The organism is Neobacillus sp. 204 (assembly GCF_046562815.1).
Taxonomy (GTDB): domain Bacteria; phylum Bacillota; class Bacilli; order Bacillales; family Cytobacillaceae; genus Neobacillus.
The window spans coordinates 695,169-715,116 of the sequence record NZ_JBJORY010000001.1; the positions used below are offsets into that span (position 1 = coordinate 695,169).

Here is a 19,948-nt window from a genome sequence, read left to right on the forward strand (position 1 = left end):
AAAAATAAGGGCATTCAGATAGATAAATAGACTTTTTCAGAAAATAAGAAGAAAGGACCTCTCATATTATGGATATCAAATCAGTCTTAGTTCCGGATACCATTATTCAAAAGATGTATATCGATGGAAGATGGGTTGAAAGTGATGCTAGTGAGAAGAGAGAAATCATCAATCCTGCAAATGGTGAGGTTATCGGGATTGTTACGGAAGGTTCAGCACAAGATGCAAAAAACGCTATCGCGGTTGCACACAGAGCATTTTATGATGATGGCTGGATGAACAGCAAAGCAAGGGATCGTGCGGATCGATTGCTGCAAATATCAAATAACTAGAAGAAAGAAAAGCAGAGTTTGCATACTTAGAAACGCTTGATAATGGGAAAACATTGCGAGAATCACTGTATAATGTGGAAGATGCAGTAAATCAATTACGCTATTATGCAGGTTTGGCAACAAAGCCTCATGGTCAAACCTATGATGTTCCGGATGATATTCAAGCCATGGTTATTCGTGAACCGATTGGTGTTGTCGGTCTTATTGTTCCTTGGAATTATCCTTTGGTTATGGCAAACCAAATTGCCAACGATACAGGGGGCGAAAGTTGATTACATGATGGTTGGGGATACGCGATTCCAATCTAAAAGAGCAGAAATCTGCTGGGAGCCAACTCGGCAGCCAATATTAGAAAAATCAACCACTTCTATAAGTAACTTTAAACAACAGGGAGATTTAGCGGTATGAAGTTGACGGTACTCGATCGGAGATGTTGTAGAATGTAGTAGAACAGATCTCGTTTTTAACCAGCGATAACTAAAAGCATTCATAAGTTAATAATACAGTCTATTTTTTTCATTAGATAATGTGTAATAGTGAAGTTAATGGTATACAGATTAAATAGGTGCCTGTTTGGTGCCCAAATTTTTAAAACTACAAATTACAAGATAACACTAGGAAGCAAGAAAGATTGATTTATAAATACTTTTGGGTACATGAGGTACTAGAAAAATAGATGCTAGCAAACTTCAAAACTGCTTGAACTGCTTATACTGTCGATCAAATAAATGAAATAAGGTGAATAAAGCTACATCACTACAAATTATTAGATTTCTATAATCAGCAGTCCAGACATGTTGAGTGTGTCTCGCAACTTATTTTAAAGAAAGGCAATTAACCCTTAGACTTACTTCTTTCAAGTAGAAGTTAATGAAAAAGTTATTTATTAAGCAGCCTTAGCCCTGTATTCGGGCTAAGGTTATTTAATTTTTTCTGAAATCTATGTAATTGTAGTACCTTCATAATCAATATAACATTACTAATTCCCCAAAACATTATTTAGATTATCTAGATTTCCCCAAGTTATTTTTGCTTAAAAACATAAGTATATCGACAAAAAGTTAGATTTTTATACATATTTAATCGATAAATTCCCTCATTTCTTATTCGTTTTGTATCAAATTCCCCCAATTTACTATAGAAAAAATCTAAAGTAAAATAAAAAGTAGTAATTTGTCGAAAAATTTATAAAAAAAAGAATTTTAGCATTTGGGAGGGGAATTGTTTTGGGGAAAAATAGGTTTAGAAAAATTCTTACAAATGCTACAATAGGTGGTTTATTGCTCTCTAGTGTTGTTCCTTTTAATGTTTTGGCTGCAGACTCGGTCCAAAACACGATTCAAGGGACCAGTACAAGTAGTCAATCTAAAGCATTACATTTAACACCTGAGCAGTCAAAGGCTCTTAACCATTTCAGTCACGTATTGAGATAAAAATATCTCCAGAAATTAACGTGAACAACTCTGCGCCGGTTCGCGTGATTGTAGAATTTAAACAATCTCCGGCAGAGATAGCAGTACTTCAAGAACAAGTAGCAGGAAATGATCTTTCGTTAAAAGAAGCGAAACAAGATGTAAATAATAGTCATAAACTGTTTAAAGAGTTTATTCAAAAAATGGTACCAGAAAAAGCAGGCGTTAATGCGATCAGTACATTTGGTTACACGCCAAGTACTGAAGCTTCATCTCATTCGACGAAACAATCTGAAATTCAGATTACAAATGAATATAAGCGCGCGTTTAACGGTGTAGCGAGTAAGGGGTAGGGTTATGGAAACAGCAAAAAGAATTGGTATAGAAAATGAACAAGTACGTACCTCGCGTCAAAAGAAATGGATTTTACTTGGGATCCTTGTTCTTTTATTCATTTCTGTGATGTTAAGCGTAGCTGTAATAGAAGTTAAAAAAAGTAAATCTAAGCCGTTAGTGTTAATAAATCCAACAGAAAAAAATTTTACTAAAACAAAAACAGTGTCAGGTCGTGTTGTACAAAGTCATGCTGAAACGATTTATTTAAATGCAAAAAAAGGGTCTATACAGGAGATTTTTGTAAAAGAAGGGGAAGCAGTTACAAAAGGACAAAAGCTCTTTTCTTATGAAGGCTCAACAGTCGCGGCTGAGCTAGGACAAGCAGAAGTAAATAAAAAGCTAGCAGAAACAAATGTTACTCAGATGAAAGAGCAAATCACTTCATTAAAGCAGGATATACGAGAAGCTGAGTCAACCAATACAACCAATACAACCAATACAACTGATACAACCAATACAACCAATACAACCAATACAACAGATACAACTGATACAACTGATACAACTGATGCAGTTGATTCAGCTAACATAGCTACTAAAGCTATCACGATCCAGTCACTTCAAGCTGAACTAAATAAAGCAAAAGCTGAGCTCCGTACAGCAGAACTCAATGTAGAAAAAAATACGTTGCAGGCTGAAAAGCTAAAAGCTGAGCTCGAAACATTAACTGTCATCAGCAACACTGCAGGTGTAATTTCAAACCTGAACCAAAATGTAGGTCAAGGTTTTCGAGCAAAAGAAAATCAGCAACTAGCAATCATGCAAATCGCTTCTAATGATCCGTTCCAAATTAAAGGAAAGCTCACAGAAGCAGAAAAAGCAAAAATTTCATCAGGCCAATCTATTACAGTAACTTCTAAAGTAATAGCAAATAAGAAATGGAAAGGGAAAATTGCGGAGGTTAGTGATTATCCTACGTATAAAACACCTGCAAAAAAGGGTAAAGAAACACAACAAGAAACTATTCCATACTATTCCTTTAAAGCAAGTATAGATTCACAAAAGGGCCTATATCCTGGCTACAATACCACGCTTGATGTAATAGTACAGTCAAAGCAGTTGTTAGCAGTTCCTGAAACGAGCATCATGGGCTTTGGAAAATCGACCTATGTATATGTACAAAAAAAAGGGAAGATTCAGAAACAAAAGGTAGAAACTGGTCAAAATGAAGGCAAATGGGTTGCCATACTTAAGGGGGTAAAGGAAGAAGACAAATTAGTAGAAAATCCATCCTGGATTGTTCGCATTGGAACATCTCTTTTTGATTAGTATTTCACAGGTATTTTATGATAGTGATTGGATTCAAAAAAGAACAAAATATTGCTGTAGACACAAATGTTATTTTCCATATGAGACAATAAGAAAAGCAAGTATAATGGACATGCCAGTGTAATATTAGCTGGCTTGTTTTTTTATATAGTATTATTTATCAAAGTAATTCACCAACACCCATATGTTGCCATATACACTCCGCACATATCGAATGCAGGAACATTCTGGTAGTAAGTTGGTGGCATTGTGGTGGTAAAATCCAACATCCTGCCACCAATTTAATCAGCCTTATCCTAATTAAACGGAAACTGTAGCTTATTAAATCAGGCAATCAATAACAAAACTGTTATAATCAGATTCGTTTTCCTTTCTTGACAGGGAAGGGGCGTGGGTACGAATCCCTCACAAGTCATCAATTAGACAAGGCTTAAACCCGGTGGTATCAAGGGTTTGAGCCTTTTCCTTATTTTTAGTTATATCCATTTTATTCCTGTATATTTATACATTGCATAAAGACTGCACAGAAACTGCACGCGGCTACCAAATTGTTTGACGGTACCAAGGGTTCCATTGATTGCTCTTATGTTCTTTTTTGTTCATTAAGTTCAGAATCGATCATCAAAACGATCGGCTGTATTCTTCTGCATTTCTTCATTTGTATGCGAGTATATATCGAGAGTAATCCCGACTCTTGCATGTCCTAACCGTTCACTAACTACTTTTGGATTTTCACCCATTCGCATTAAAATGGTGGCATGAGTATGTCTTAAATTATGAAATGGACTTTTAGGAACGTGTATTTCCTATGTATTTTAGGAATTTGATAGCTTTTTTTTGTAATAATAGAGTCTCAAGATGTCTAGCTTGAAGTATAACTTTGTCTCAAAATTAAATAAATGGAAAAGGCTATTTTAATGCACCTGTCCTTAGTTTTTTTAAAAAATTCGAAAATTACCCCAATATAAATTATTATGAAAAGTCCTAATAAATATAGGATTATAAAAATTTAACGAAATTTTATGCAAAAAATTTCACATGAAATTTTGAGGGTTTCAACTCACATTCCCCCAATACACTACACGGACAATTCAATATATAATGAAAAATGTTAATTGTCGAAATATTAAAAAACGGGGGAAAGTGAATTGGCATATCGTAAGTTAAAGAACATTTTAGCAACGACGACGATGAGTGCTTTATTGCTGTCATCTGTCATTCCGTACAACGTGCTAGCGGCATCATCAATACCTATCGATCCTCTTCATCAGGATTCGAGCGCTCCACAGTTGACGAAAGAACAGATTGCGGCATTGAATCAGATCAGCATAGGTGGTCCGGAAATTTCGTCTAAAATCGACACAACAAGCGCGGAACCTGTTCGCGTCATTGTTGAATTCAAGCAAGAACCGGCAAAAGTAGCGGTGATGCAGGCGCAATTAGCTGGAGACAAGACAACCCTAACAGAAGAGAAACAAGCCGTCGCTGATACGCACAAACAATTCCGTTCGTTTATCGAAGGATTATCTGCGCATCAACCGAGCGTCAATGGGGTTACGGCACAAAATGCAGTTACGGCAAATGTAGTTACGGCAGAAAATGAAACTGGAACATCACCTGCTATCGAAATTACGCGCGAATATCAGAACGCGTTGAACGGGGTAGCGATGACACTTCCAGGAACAATGGTTGAGAGACTGTTAGATTCAGAGCTTGTTAGCCATGTCTTTGCGGACGAAAAGGTCACAATCGACCCGATTAAACCAACGGCTGTGTCACAACAAAGCGTGGAAGGACTAAAAGAAAATAGTATCCCACTTCCGGGAATTGATGCGCTTCATAACGAAGGCATTAAAGGAAACGGCGTGAAAGTCGGCGTGTTAGATACAGGAATTGATTACAACCATCCGGATTTAACGGATGTGTATAAAGGGTACCGAAAACAAGAAGGTGTGAATCCGAATACGATTGACCCGAAATCGGTTAAGGGGTGGGATTTCATCGATAACGACGCAGATCCGATGGAAACAACGTACGATGACTGGGTGAAAGCAGGTAAGCCAGTCACACCAGGCCGTGAATACCCGACGTACCACGGTACGCACGTATCTGGAACAATCGCAGCACAATCGAAAGCCAATGTCGAAAATCCGGCACAAGGGGTTGCCCCTGGCGTTGATTTATATGTCTACCGCGTACTAGGTCCTTACGGTTCTGGTGCTTCAAGCGGGATTGTTGCAGCCATTGACAAGTCCGTTAGTGACGGCATGAAAGTCATTAACATGTCACTTGGTGCAGCGAGTAACGATCCATCATCCGCAGAAGCAATCGCGGTTAACAATGCAACATTAGCTGGTGTAACGTGCGTCATTGCAGCAGGAAACGCAGGTAATTTTGCCTATACACTTGGCACACCTGGAGCAGCAGCGCTTCCGATTACGGTTGGTGCAAGTGACTTCCCGATATCGATTCCGACAGCAACGGCGACAGTTGGAAACGAAACCTTCACCAACTTTAAATTGCTTGGAAAAGGGTTTAATGATCATGTGGAAACCCTTCTAAACCAAACCTATCCAGTGGTATTTGTCGGCTTAGGTAGCGAGGATGATTTCAAAGATGCAAATGGTCAACCGATTGATTTGCGCGGGAAAATAGCATTGATTCAACGTGGAACCTATTCACTTGCCTCTAAAATTGTCAATGCACAAAAAGCAGGCGCAGTGGCGGCAATCATGTATAACAATATCGACGGCGACATTGATAACTATTTGGCAAGTGATGTTAGTTTTATCCCAACATTCCGCATGTCAAAAGCAGACGGCGAACGCTTAAAAGCAGCTGCAGAAACAGCTTCGATTACGTTTACGAATATCGGGTCAATTATAACTGAAGGTAACCATTTGGCTAGCTTCAGTTCAAGAGGACCAGTTACAACAACCTATGACATTAAACCGGACGTTGTGGCTCCTGGGGTATCGGTTTACTCGACGTATCCAGAATATATCCACAGTCCAGAACCAGGAATTGATTACTCACAAGCGTATGCTCGTATTTCGGGTACATCCATGGCTACTCCGCACGTAGCAGGGATTGCGGCACTGATTTTACAAGCACACCCAGATTACAAACCGGCTGATGTCAAAGCAGCCTTGATGAATAGTGCGGACAAACTAAATGGCGACTATTCCGTGTACGAAGTAGGCGCTGGTGAAGTAGATGTAGCAGAAGCCGTTCATAACGATATGGCATTCAAGGTACAAGACTCCACATTAAAGAGTGATGGAAATGGTGGCATTGTCACGATCACGTATGAAAAAGGCGCATTGACGTTTGGTGCTGTTTACAAAAAAGAAGGTAGCACAAACTCTGCCAATCGTACGGTTGTCTTTAAAAACCGCGGTACTCAAGCGAAAACATTCGACATTACGGCTGAATATAGTAAACCGGTTGATAATGATAGTGCATGGGTAAGTGACGCAGGAGCAAACCATGTAACCGTCACGACTTCTACATCATCTGTGACGGTCGCTGCAGGCGGGTCAACCAATGTAACAGCAACGGTTAATATACCTGCTTCCGCAGAGATGGGACAATATGAAGGGTATGTGAACATTGTCAACCATGACAATCCAAACGAACACTATCGCATTCCGTTCGCGACTCGCTTCGTTGAAAAAGGAATCGGAGACGTCGAGATTTTGAATCCAGCAATCACAACGATGCTTTATAGTCATCCATGGATGGTAACTCAAACTCGCTATATGCGATTCAGATTAAACAGCCCGATGAAAGATATGTGGGCGATCATCTATGATAAAGACGGCAAAGCACTTGGAGCAAGTTCGTTAAAACCATTTAGCTTAAACGGTGCAGCTCTTGATACGGATCTAAAATTAGCATTCTCGCCATCGTATTATCCGTTTATCGGCGATGCGAAAGATGAAAAAACAGACATCAATCAGCCGATGGCGAAACTGCCAGAAGGTGAGTATAGTATCAAACTTCGTACATCAGATGCAGATGCGGTGAGATACGAGGTCGGTAATCAACAGTTTATCATCGATAACACGTTACCGAAGTTGACGTTTAAAGACCATAAACCTGGCGTCTATGAGCTAAGTGATTCGGACTTTACAGATGAAGTGGGGCAAGACGGAAATACGTACCATGCGTTTTGGCTTCATACGAATGTGTATGACGAAGGAACGGCAAAATTAGCAGATTTAGGCTACACACAGTCTGATAATAAGCTCTTTTATTACTTCAATCAAAAAGCTATAGCGAACGGCGACTTCCCACTTGATGCAAACGGAGATACAAAAATCGGAATTGAACCATCTGATATTGAGAATGGTCCAGCAACCATCAAACTAATCCCTATGGATATGGCGAGAAATACGGAATTGATGGATGAATCCAATTCCTATGCATTCGTCAAAAAAGGCACACCTTATGTGGTACCAACTTACGATAAGGAAAAACTCTATCAAGATGAAACGTTGACGATGACATTAAATCTAAATAACGTAAAGGATTTGATGGCCGGAAACTACAATGTTGGATTCTATGATTGGCTCTTCCAGTTCCAAAACGTAAAAGTGAACCCAACATTCCAGCACTATGCGGATGAGCACGGATTAACAGTTAGTGTGGATGAACCAACTGTGAAGGATCACCCTGTCTATCCAGGTACTAAAGACATGGTGAATGCGGGCGCTCATATCAGCGGCGGTGAAGATTTCAAAGGAATCAGCGGTGATATGCCATTCCTTGATGTGACATTTAAACTGTATTATGACGGTAAATACAGCATCAACGGCACCTATGACAAGATGAACATCGAAGAAAATATAGTGCCATTCACGTATACACAATACGGTGAAGAAGAACCGAAAGTCATTCCATCATTCAACCAAATTAACCAATATGCAATCGTACCAAAGAGCTCTTATGTGGTAACTTTTGCCCACCTTCAAGCGTTCTATGCAAACTTTACGATGGATTATTCCATCCTAGGAGCGAAAGCATACGCGCAATTGTCAGACGGGACAAAAGTGCAAGCACCGATTGCCAAAAACGGTTTTATAGATATCCAGCATATTCCTTTATCGAAAGATCCAATCGATATTGTCGTCGAAGCACCTGGACACTTAAAGAGCATTAAGAAATGGACGCTTGGTAGGAAAACATCGTGGGGCGAAGACATCGGTGAGTTAATAAACAGTCCAGGTTCTCAACCAGTTGCAGCAGCCGGTGAGGTAAATGGAGACGGTGTCATTGACGTGTTAGACGTGAAACAAGTTGCGAAGAAATTCGGCGTTCAAAAACCGACTGATTTCAACATCGAAGACTTGAACCGCGATGGTATTGTCAATGCAACGGATATGAATTTTCTGGTTGCAAGTTTATACAAAGCCAACCCAGATGCGACCATCACACCAAAAGAGATGGTTGACGGTAAGTACGCTACAGACTACTTCAATGTTTTAGGTCTATCAACACGTGTAAACACATTAAAAGCAACAACCAAAACGAATCATACAGCAACCCTTAACTGGTTAGCAGCTGTTGATGCAACCAATATAAAAATTGAAAAATCAACGGACGGCATAACATGGACGGCAGCTACAACAGCAAGTCCTGTAGCAGTTGATTCAAATACAGCAGTTGTGACTGGATTAAACGAAAACACGACTTACAAATTCCGCGTAACGGTAACAGGCGGATTAAACGCTGGTTTTTCAAATGTGGCAACGGCAACAACGGATGTCACGTTACCTCCAAACGCACCAGTTGTGAAAGGTCTTGGAGATAACGAAACAAGCATTTCAGGTAAAACAGAACCAAATGCAATAGTGACTGTGAAAAAAGATGAAAACGTCCTCGCAACAGGAACAGCAAATGAAGCGGGAGACTTCACACTTCCAATCGAACTTCAAAAAGCAGGAACAGTTTTAACAATTAGCGTCGCAAATGCAGAAGGAAAAGTGAGCGAAGAAGTATCAATCACGGTTTCAGACCTGACAGCACCAAATGCGCCAGTTGTTGGAAAAGTTGGTGACAAAGATACAGCTGTTTCAGGAACAACAGAAGCAAATTCAAATGTTGTCGTTAGCAGCACAAACGGTGCACTTGGCACGGCGAAAGCAGATGAAAACGGAAACTATCAAGTGAGTATCGCTCCGCAAAAAGCAGGAACGGTGTTAACAGTAACCGTAACAGACGAAGCCGGTAACCAAAGTAAAACCGTTTCGATCACAGTTCTTGACGTAACGGCTCCTCTAGCACCAAGCGTGAAACCTGTGACAGAACATGACGTGATTGTTTCTGGGTCAACGGAAAGCAACGCAACGGTAACGGTGAAACGTGGTAGCATTGTGATAGGAACAGAAACAGCGAATAAATACGGTAAGTTCATCGTGGAAATCGATAAGCAAAAAGCAGGCACTGTGTTAACTGTTAGCGCATCAGATGAAACAGGTAACGTAAGTGCAAACACAAACGTAACGGTTTTAGACCGTACGGCACCAAATGCACCAAAAATCAATGCGATCGATGATAACGACAAGACCATTTCTGGATCTGCAGAAGCGAATGCCACCATTACGGTGAAAAAAGCAGGTGTGGTTGTCGCGACAGGTAAAGCAACGGCAACAGGATACTACAAAATCGCTATCACACCACAAAAAGCAGGCACGATCTTAACAGTGAATGCGAAGGATGCAGCAGGAAATACGAGTACGGCAACATCGATCACGGTAACGGATCGTACGGCGCCAAAAGCGGCAATCATTTCAAAATTTGTGTTGGATAGCAAGAAACGGACACTTAGCATCAGTGGTTCTGCAGAAGCAGGCGCCTCAGTTGTTGTAAAAATTGACAACAAAACCGCAGCAAAAGTGACAGTTTCAAGTAAAGGTACATTTACAGCGTCTTTATCAAAATTGAGCAAGGGAAATCATACGGTTACTCTTTCTGTAGTAGATAAAGCAGGAAACGTGAGTATAACTGTAAAACGTACCATTACTGTGAAGTAAGAATTAAGCAATAAACAGTAAGCTTCATCAACTCGCATTGGAAACTCGTGATCTTTAGACATGAGAGGAAAATGCGAGTTTTTTGTTTGTCGAAAGTTCTTCTGTTACTCCTGAACCTGAAAGGATCGAGGAGAAACGCTGCAACACCGATTTACATACTTTCTATTAATTGATTTACTTTATTGATAATGGCTTAAATATTCCACCCTACCTCTTAATCGTAAAAATAATTACCATTGCACAAAAATTGCACAGACTTACTAGTAACAATAGATATAATAGTCGGTCCTTGCATAAAACTACAGTAACGCCTTGATTTTATGGACTTAATTGACCTGAAATATTCAGTATTACTGAATAATCCGCGCATCCTGTAATTGACAGGGATGGGGTCGGGGGTTCGAATCCCTCTCAGATCATAATCAAAAATCCTAACATCTAAATGGTGTTAGGATTTTTTGTATGTTTAGTTCTGTTTGAAGTAAATTAAATCCAATCCAATAAATATTTGTAAGGGAAGGAAATTCGCCTTTTTTTTGTGTGCTCAGGATAAAGAGAAGTGTAAAAAATGAAGTTAGGTATAAATTAAAATGCTATTTTCAAGTGAAATTGTAATATTCCCCCAAATTAGATGATGAAAATTTCCCTTTAACACACTAAATATATTGATATTATTCTTTTTTTCTACTTTGTGTTACAAAATATAACATTAAAATTTTTAATTTTGTCAGTATATGTAAAAAAATGCAAGTAAACTTCATTTCCTATTCCCCCGATACACTTCAACTTATAACATAACTATAATGTAGATTAAGTAGGTTTTGTCTGAATATTCCATCAGTAATAAGGTGAATTGGTTTTAAAAGTGAAGGTCAGTAATCCAGTACTTCAAAGTCACATTTTTGCAAACATATCAAACTACTAAATTAAGTTTGAAAAGGAGAGGTATGATGAGGAAAAGTAGAAACAAAAAAATGATGAATGTAATGGCTGCAGGGGTGTTAACCACAAGTCTATTTACAACTAGTTTAATCCCAGGGCAAAAATCTTACGCAGAGACAAATTCTACAGAATCGAATGCTAGCATTAAGGATATAGACAGTTACATAAAAAACATATCGAACGCGGACAGAGAAAGAATTAACAGTATCCAAGAGTCTAACTTCGAAGGGCTTAAGATCTCACCTGAAGTTAACTTGAACGAAGTTAATCCAATCAATATTATCGTGCAGTTTAAACAAGAACCATCTGAAATAGATTTTAAGATAAAGCAAGCGAATGGATCTAAGGCTTCTCGTGATGAGTCTCTTAAAATTGTGGATGAATCTCATAAGAAATTTAAGGAACAGGTAAATGGACATTCAAAATTAAATACATCAGCAGCAATCAATAGAGAATACAAGCGTGTTTTTAATGGTGTAGCGATGACTCTGCCAGCCAATCAGGTAAAGGAACTTTTAACCTTAGATACAGTAAAAGCTGTTTATGAAGATAAGGAAGTTACAGTTGAACCGTTCGTTGAACAAGACGGAGAACCTATAAACAACTCATCCATAAAATTAAATAATATAGAACAAATTGGTGCTGAAAAATTACACCAAGCAGGCATCACTGGAAAGGGTATAAAGGTCGGTGTCATAGATACAGGTATCGATTATACTCATCCAGACTTAAAGGATGTTTTTAAGGGTGGCTATGACTTAGTTAACAACGATTCAGATCCTATGGAATCAACATATGATGATTGGAAAAAATCTGGACAACCTGAATTTAATGCTACAACGCAATCAGCATGGTACACTGCCCATGGAACACACGTATCAGGTATTATCGCTGGTACTGGTAAAAATCAATCTAATTTCGCCATAACGGGTGTTGCTCCAGAAGTTGAGCTTTATGGTTATAAGGTTCTTGGACCATATGGTTCAGGATCATCGAATGCCATTCTTGCAGGAATCGATAAAGCTGTAGAAGATAAGATGGATGTTATTAACCTATCATTAGGTGCACCTGTTGCCAACCCACTTGACCCATTGTCGGTTGCAGTTAATAATGCAACTTTAGCTGGAACAGTTTGTATTCTTGCTGCAGGTAATGCTGGATCTACTCACTATACGATTGGTAGCCCAGCATCATCAGCACTTGGCATAACAGTTGGAGCCAGCAGTTCTCCTATAACAATTGAAACAGGTAACGGCGTTGCCAATTCAGCAAATGAAACCATTAATTTAAAAGATATGAGAATTTTGGCTACAGATTATTCAAATTTAAATACGCTAAAAGGATCTACTCTTCCAATCGTGTTTGTAGGAAAGGGAGATGCTGTAAGTTATACAGGTAAAAATGTAAAGGACAGTATTGTACTTATAGAACGCGGTGATTTAACTTTAAATGTAAAAATAAAAAACGCAAAGGCAAATGGTGCCAAGGCTGTTATGATGTTCAATAATATTCCAGGTGAGACTTATATTCCTTACTATTTTGGAAACAACTTTGACTTCATCCCGACCTTTAATCTTCTAAATGAGCAGGGTACTCAACTGGTCAATATGTTGAAGAAAGGTGCTGTTAATCTCACAATTAATGAGTTTGGCACTTATACGATGCCAGGGGATAAATTAGCTGACTTTAGTTCAAGAGGGCCAGCAAGAAGATATTATGACATTAAGCCTGAAGTCACTGCGCCAGGTGTTGCAGTATTCTCTTCAATCCCAGCTTATTACAACGGAGTAGCGCATAAAGATGATTATGAACATGCGTATGCTAGATTTGATGGAACTTCAATGGCTGCACCACATGTTGCAGGATCTGCTGCCTTAATTTTACAAGCCCATCCTGAATATACACCAGAGCAGATTAAGTTAGCGCTTATGAATACAGCAGATGACTTAGACGGTTCCTATAGTGTATTTGAAAAAGGAGCAGGAAGAATTGATACGGATGAAGCTATCCATTCTTCAATAGAAATTGGTGTTAAGGATGAAGCACCAACATTAGACGAAAATGGTGAAAAGGCCTTTATTCCCGAAAAAAGTGGGGATATGAGCTTTGGTCCTATCGTAGCAACAGATAAAAATTATCAAGACAAAAAGACGATTGAGATTGAAAACCATTCAAATAATGATAAGGTATTTGATGTTAAAGTTCAATTCAATCAGATAGCAACTTATTCCAATGATGCAGTAAAGAATGGGGTTTCTTTGGATATGCCGTCTGAAATGACTGTTAACTCAAATTCTTCTTCTAAAATTAAGCCAAAGCTTATCGTTCCAGCAGGTGCTGAGTTAGGCTTATATGAAGGATACATCTACTTTACGAATAAGGAAGATAGAAGTGAAGTTTATCAAATTCCTTTTGGATTAAATAAAATGAAAGAAGGAATAAAGGATGTAATCCTAACAACTAAAGCCTTTAATACAAGAAGAGATTTACCTTTTCCAATTATCGGATCTACTCAAGTTACATTTTCTTTAAGTAGTCGTATGGAGACTCTTGATATTGTCCTAAAAAATGCAGATACTGGAGAACCATTAGGATTAATTGCCTCTTCAACAGGTGGTTTTAATGAAGGTATGACTTTTGGGTTGGATGCTGGCTTTAATGGACTTTACTTCCCATTTACAGGAAATGAAGACCAGCCAGTTCATATTACAAAATCACTTGCGTCACCTGGAAGATACGAGATTGAAGTGGTGGGAACAAACGAAGATGGAAATGTGTTTAAAAAGTCCCAACAAATCGTTATTGATAACACTCTACCAACCTTAAAAATGAATACACCTGGTGGAGTCTATGAAGTGGATGATACTGGTCTAAAAATCAGTGGAAATATTTATGATGCTACCGTTGATCTGTTGAATAGCAACGGGGATAATGTTGACCAATCTACCAATAAAGTGAAAGTTACCGGTGCTTCAAACCCAATTGGTAACGTTCCATTGGTCGTTGACAGTAAAGGGAAATTTGAATACACAAGAACTATTCAAGCTGAAAAGAATTTTTCAACAATGACCCTTCAAACCCAAGATATTGCAACGAACGGCATGCAAAGTCACCCTGATTTTACTTATACATTGGTTAAAAAGGGACTTCCTTACTTAAAGTTAACTACTGATAAGAATAATGCTAAATACGGTGATACAGTTAAAGTGACTTTAAGTGAGCACAATATTAAAAATCTTATGGGTGGAGAATTTACCATCACTTACCCTAATCAAGTATTTGAATATCATGGCGTGGAATTAAACAGTGAATATGTAAATGCAGCGAAGTCAATGGGACTAACTGCTAACCTTACAGCACAAGATCAAACAACCGATACAACGAACAATTGGCTTAAACTAACTACAAGTTTAGATGGAGTTACTCCTACAACTGGAATCAATGCAAATATGCCTGTTGCTACCCTCACTTTCAAAGTGAAGGATAAACCAGCTCTTTACACAAAATGGATTCAACAATTTGGTATCCAAACTGCCAAAGCAAATATTTTAGGTCAACCACAAATGACAATAAACAACAAATTCGGTCAAGGAATCAATATCATTCCAACCTACTCCATTCTTGAGGGGGGATTCCTGCCAGATGGCTTTGTCCCTAATGGATTTTTATGGTTAGATCCTAAAAAGGACTATTCAAAGGTAGGGGCAGAGGTATATATTATCGGCGGCACGGATGGAAAACGTTATGATGCAACCATCAACAGCGCTGCAAGATTCTCAGTACCGAATCTTCCATTACTAGATCAGTCCTATGAAATCGTTATCAAGATACCTGGACACTTTGAGAGACATGTTAAGGTAGATGAAATTGTAGATGCATACGATGGAATGGACGCTGGAAAACTTAAGTATTTCTACTACGCAACAATGAGAGCCGGTGACGTTAACAATGATAATGTCATCGATATCCTTGATGCAGTATATATAACTGAAAAGCTTAATACAAACGATCGAAATGCAGATATCAATTTTGATGGTATCGTAGATTCGAAGGATTTACAGTATGTAAAGCAAAATTATCTGCTGAAAAACCCTGATGCTAGTGCCAATAAACCACCGGTAACAAGATATAAAGGGAAGGTATTGGAAGATTACATTAAACCATTAGGTTAAGCAAAATTTGATAGAGAATCATTTGCCACCAGCTTTGCTGGTGGTTTTTTATGGTTTATTGAAATTTTTAAAAATTATATCCATAAAAAAGGTAAGGTGCTACAATTATCCCCCTAATGAAAACTCATGAACGTTCCTTGAGTACAAATATGTCACCTCTTAAACTTTATTACATACTAACAAGTCGAATAATTTCAATATTATTTGGAGTTAATAATATTCTACAAATTTGCTAGATATGCAAGGTGAGATTCTTCGAAAGAGATGTTCCTTTTCCCCCAATCCAGTTGCACCGTAAAAGTCTAATAAACGTTGAAAATAGGCAGCAGAGCAAGCACATCTCCAACAAATGCAACAAGAGCTTGATCAGATTACTTAGATTGGAATAAGAAAAGCGGAAGCACCCGCGTCGTTGCTTCCGCTTTTTCATATTAAAATTTTTCTAAAATCAATGGGTAATGGTTAGTGATTTTATTTTCTTTATCCCGTTCATAAAGATTCAATATTAATGGACCATCAGAAGAAAGTTTCTCTTTTGGAATTTGAATATGAAGTTTGAATGGCTTCCACTCTTGCTTCCCATTACCAACAACCTGTTTTTCTTTCATGTACTCCACATGGCCATCCTCAACCGAATAATAAAATATACCTTTTGTTGACCTGAATTCTCCTGTAATAACATAATCTCCTTTGGTGCCTGACATCTTTACAAACCTGAAGGAAGTGTTTTCCTCTGGAACATACAGTTTTTGAGTACTGTATAGCTTCGTACGATTTTGGATGGGTTCATCATTTAGTCTGGTCGGCTTTAACATAGCATTGACAGTATATTCTCCAGGAGGAACCCTTTTTCCCTTGAATTGATAGTTCCATTTTTCATATCTTTTAATGGTTTGATGCGGATTTACACTAATGGTCTGAAATGCCTGTAAAAAATACTTCCCCTTTGAATAAATATAAACCACTGAACCAGTTTGGTCGGTAATTGTAATTTCAAACATTTGTGAAGTAGGAAATTCAAAGTGGAGCGGTATTTCTCCCTCGTTTTTTAGGATCATTTCGAGTTCCGCCATTTCAGGACCAGCTGTCGGGATCATACTAAATGTGTAATCCAAATCGTTCACCCCGTTTGCATCCGTTTTTATTACAACTGGAAAGAAAAGCAAGATCACACATAGAAGTATTCGCATATTGGTCTCCTTTTTCCTTTATTCTCTGAAAAAATCCATAGACCCCTGTCATCTGGATGATATGTTGTTGTAATTTACTGTATCTGCTTTAACTGAGGAATTAGATAAAAGATACAAACAGGAAATGAATATAAATGGGATTCTTTTTATGGACTAACCTCGCTATTAATTTCAGTTATTTTGCTCAATGGAGAAATCGTTAATGCAAGGTCTGAAAAGAAATATTATAAAAGTAATGATTCTTGTTAAAGGCTGCTTTAGTTACATTTTCTCCTCCATGCGAACAGAAAAAATATTTTGTGGTTTATTCAATTAAAGGGCGCCTTTCTTTAATAAGGCGTCTTTTTGTAATGAGTTAGATTCTAGAACAATACATTTAATTAGATTGGATTATGTTAAAGTGTATAAGAGATTGTATAGGTTTCTTTACTTAAACTATAGTGCTTTACTTCAATAGGGAGTAAAGCCCCTTTCTTATTCAAGTAACGTTGCAGTTTAATTCAAAAACATTGCTGTACATTTGTTTCAAGAAAAGGAGATGGAATTACGTGGAAACTCTTAACTTAATGGTTGGACTCTCTTGTAGCGGTAAGACTACCTTTATCAGAAAATCGAAACGAGATACTCAGCACTTCGGCTTACTCCTGATTTAGGTTCCTTAAATGTTAGTCCTTTCCCCTTAACTTCCTGAAAAGATTGTTTTACATAAATTAAATTATTTTGGAAATCGACATCTTGCCAACGTAATTCCAGAACCTCACCACGACGCATACCAGTATAACTTGCTGTTAAAATAAACTGTATAATATACCGATTCTTTTGCTGATATTAAAAAGGCTTTTACTTCTTCATTATTCCATATTTTCATTTCTACTTTCTTCGTCTTTGGCGTGGTTACAGCCTCAGCGATGTTTCTTGTTAAGAATTGCCACTTGACTGCATCCTTCAATACTCAGATTTCGACTTAAAAAAGAAAGAGTTATAGTTTTGTATAAATGGATTATTATACGTTTGATTGGTAGTTGTCATTGACTTTGGTCCTGCTTCGAAATATTCAAGTTCGGTCCATCTGCTAAATATGCAGGGATTTGTCACTTTGCTGCATTGTTATTGAATAAAAGTAACTTGATATAAGCAATTATGTGTAGATCTTTCATTTAATCAAATGTTTAATTGGATCCGTATTATTTAACAATCGGGCGCAAAAATTTGAAGAGCGGAATAATAGTGTTTTCTAACTATTATTGTGGTAGATTTTTAGAAGTCCCCCTAAAAATCGACCCTTATAAAAGGGTGTAATCTCACTAACTCCTTATGTGTTGCCACTAACACTCTGAACACGTGGAGTGTGGTTAAAAGAAATAGAAGAGCTTATCCCACGTCAAACCTGTATAGAATATTTAATTTTCTAAAAAATACTCCTTGAAACTTTCTTTTAATAAATGGAAAATAGATATTAGTAGTTCGCTTCAACAATTTATTGCAATATTCGCTATATATCTATTAAGTAAGGGGCAGGGTAATGGAAACAGCAAAAAGAATTCGTGAAGAAAATGAACAAGTACATACCTCGCGTAAGAAGAAATGGATTTTACTTGGGATCCTAGTTATTTTATTCATTTCTGTGATATTAAGCATAGCTGTAATAGAAGTTAAAAAAAGTAAATCTAAGCCGTTAGTGTTAATAAATCCAACAGAAAAAAATTTTACTAAAACAAAAACATTGTCAGGTCGTGTTGTACAAAGTCATGCTGAAACTATTTATTTAAATGCAACAAAAGGGTCTATACAGGAAATTTTTGTGAAAGAAGGGGAAACTGTTACAAAAGGACAAAAGCTCTTTTCTTATGAAGGCTCAACAGTCGCGGCTGAGCTAGGACAAGCAGAAGTAAATAAAAAGCTAGCAGAAACAAGTGATACTCAGATGAAAGAGCAAATCACTTCATTAGAGCAGGATATACGAGAAGCTGAGTCAACCAATACAACTGAAACTACCAATACAACTGAAACTACCAATACAACTGAAACTACCAATACAACTGATACAACCAATACAACTGATACAACCAATACAACTGATGCAGTTGATAATGCTAACATAGCTACTAAAGCTATCACGATCCTGTCACTTAAAGCTGAACTAAATAAAGCAAATGCTGAGCTCCGTGCAGCAGAACTAAAAGTGGAAAAATATACGTTGCAGGCTGAAAAGCTAAAAGCTGAGCTCGAAACATTAACTGTCATCAGCAACACTGCAGGTGTAATATCAAACCTGAACCAAAATGTAGGTCAAGGTTTTCGAGCAAAAGATAATCAGCAACTAGCAATCATGCAAATCGCTTCTAATGACCCGTTTCAAGTTGAAGGAAAGCTAACAGAGGCAGAAAAAGCAAAAATTGCATCAGGCCAATCTAGTATAGTAACTTCTAAAGTACAAGCTAATATGAAATGGAAAGGAAAAATTTCGGAGGTTAGTGATTATCCTACATATAAAACAACTGCAAATAAGGATAAAGATACACAACAAGAAACTATTCCATACTATTCCTTTAAAGCAAGTCTTGATTCACAAAAGGGCCTATATCCTGGCTTCTATACCACGGTGGAAGTAGTAGTGCAGTCAAAGCAGTTGCTGGCAGTACCTGAAACGAGCATCATGGGCTTAGGAAAATCCACCTATGTATATGTACAAAAAAAAGGAAAGATTCAGAAACAAAAGGTAGAAACTGGTCAAAAAAGAGGCAAATGGGTTGCCATACTTAAGGGGTTAAAGGAAGAAGACAAATTAGAAGAAAATCCATCCTGGATTGTTCGCCTTGGTACATCTCTTTTTGATTAGTATTTCACAGGTATATTATGATAGTGATTGGATTCAAAAAGAACAAAATATTGCAGTAGACCCAAATATTATTTGCCATATGGGACAATAAGAAAAGCAAGTAGAATGGACATGCCAGTGAAATAATAGCTGGCTTGTTTTTTATATACAGGGAAGGGGTCGGGGGTTCGAATCCCTCACAGGTCATTAGAACAGAGCCTTGGTAACCTTGTGTTATCAAGGCTTTTTTCATTGTTACAGGGAATTGTTATAGATAACTTTTATCATTTGAATTTCTTGAATAAAAAACAGATCAACAGTGAAAAAGTCTGCGTATAGTACTATTTTACCATTTAACTCTTTTGATTTAGCTTGTTTTT

At 37.7% G+C, this 19,948-nt stretch carries 11 protein-coding genes and 1 pseudogene; 8 read left to right on the top strand and 4 right to left on the bottom strand.

Annotated features, from left to right (window positions below):
- Positions 1-68 precede the first annotated feature (68 nt).
- The 5 genes from ACJ004_RS03350 to ACJ004_RS03370 all read left to right on the top strand — a co-directional run bounded on the left by ACJ004_RS03350 (position 69) and on the right by ACJ004_RS03370 (position 3,409).
- Positions 69-332 (top strand): aldehyde dehydrogenase family protein, encoded by a 264-nt coding sequence (locus ACJ004_RS03350; protein WP_410891099.1) that lies wholly within the window; start codon positions 69-71, stop codon positions 330-332.
- 53 nt (positions 333-385) lie between these two features.
- Entirely contained in the window at positions 386-604 is a 219-nt protein-coding gene (locus ACJ004_RS03355) for an aldehyde dehydrogenase family protein (RefSeq protein ID WP_410891100.1), read from the top strand.
- A gap of 954 nt (positions 605-1,558) precedes the next feature.
- Positions 1,559-1,765, top strand: a complete 207-nt coding sequence (locus ACJ004_RS03360; RefSeq protein WP_410891101.1) for a hypothetical protein — start codon at positions 1,559-1,561, stop codon at positions 1,763-1,765.
- A 20-nt stretch (positions 1,766-1,785) separates the two neighbouring features.
- Entirely contained in the window at positions 1,786-2,097 is a 312-nt protein-coding gene (locus ACJ004_RS03365) for a hypothetical protein (protein WP_410891102.1), read from the top strand.
- A gap of 4 nt (positions 2,098-2,101) precedes the next feature.
- Positions 2,102-3,409 carry an efflux RND transporter periplasmic adaptor subunit gene (locus tag ACJ004_RS03370; RefSeq protein WP_410891103.1) on the top strand — a complete coding sequence of 436 codons (1,308 nt, stop codon included), beginning with the start codon at positions 2,102-2,104 and terminating at the stop codon, positions 3,407-3,409.
- Between the two features lie 608 nt (positions 3,410-4,017).
- Here the strand turns inward: ACJ004_RS03370 and ACJ004_RS03375 are convergent.
- Positions 4,018-4,215: pseudogene (locus tag ACJ004_RS03375) on the bottom strand (tyrosine-type recombinase/integrase); the annotation flags it as partial.
- A 342-nt stretch (positions 4,216-4,557) separates the two neighbouring features.
- Here ACJ004_RS03375 and ACJ004_RS03380 point away from each other — a divergent pair.
- Together ACJ004_RS03380 and ACJ004_RS03385 are read left to right on the top strand one after the other, a co-directional pair.
- Positions 4,558-10,446, top strand: a complete 5,889-nt coding sequence (locus ACJ004_RS03380; protein WP_410891104.1) for an Ig-like domain-containing protein — start codon at positions 4,558-4,560, stop codon at positions 10,444-10,446.
- Positions 10,447-11,396: 950 nt separating this feature from the next.
- Positions 11,397-15,560 carry a S8 family serine peptidase gene (locus ACJ004_RS03385; RefSeq protein ID WP_410891105.1) on the top strand — a complete coding sequence of 1,388 codons (4,164 nt, stop codon included), beginning with the start codon at positions 11,397-11,399 and terminating at the stop codon, positions 15,558-15,560.
- A gap of 431 nt (positions 15,561-15,991) precedes the next feature.
- On the opposite strand, the gene ACJ004_RS03390 is transcribed toward ACJ004_RS03385, so the two are convergent.
- The 3 genes from ACJ004_RS03390 to ACJ004_RS03400 all read right to left on the bottom strand — a co-directional run bounded on the left by ACJ004_RS03390 (position 15,992) and on the right by ACJ004_RS03400 (position 17,699).
- Positions 15,992-16,750, bottom strand: coding sequence for a BsuPI-related putative proteinase inhibitor (locus ACJ004_RS03390; protein WP_410891106.1), 759 nt, complete (start codon positions 16,748-16,750; stop codon positions 15,992-15,994).
- Positions 16,751-17,353: 603 nt separating this feature from the next.
- Complete coding sequence (locus ACJ004_RS03395; RefSeq protein ID WP_410891107.1) at positions 17,354-17,521, bottom strand: site-specific integrase; 168 nt, start codon at positions 17,519-17,521, stop codon at positions 17,354-17,356.
- Entirely contained in the window at positions 17,508-17,699 is a 192-nt protein-coding gene (locus ACJ004_RS03400; RefSeq protein ID WP_410891108.1) for a hypothetical protein, read from the bottom strand. Before ACJ004_RS03400 ends, ACJ004_RS03395 begins: the two co-directional genes overlap by 14 nt.
- A gap of 573 nt (positions 17,700-18,272) precedes the next feature.
- Here ACJ004_RS03400 and ACJ004_RS03405 point away from each other — a divergent pair.
- Positions 18,273-19,589 (top strand): efflux RND transporter periplasmic adaptor subunit, encoded by a 1,317-nt coding sequence (locus ACJ004_RS03405; RefSeq protein ID WP_410891109.1) that lies wholly within the window; start codon positions 18,273-18,275, stop codon positions 19,587-19,589.
- Positions 19,590-19,948: the final 359 nt, after the last annotated feature.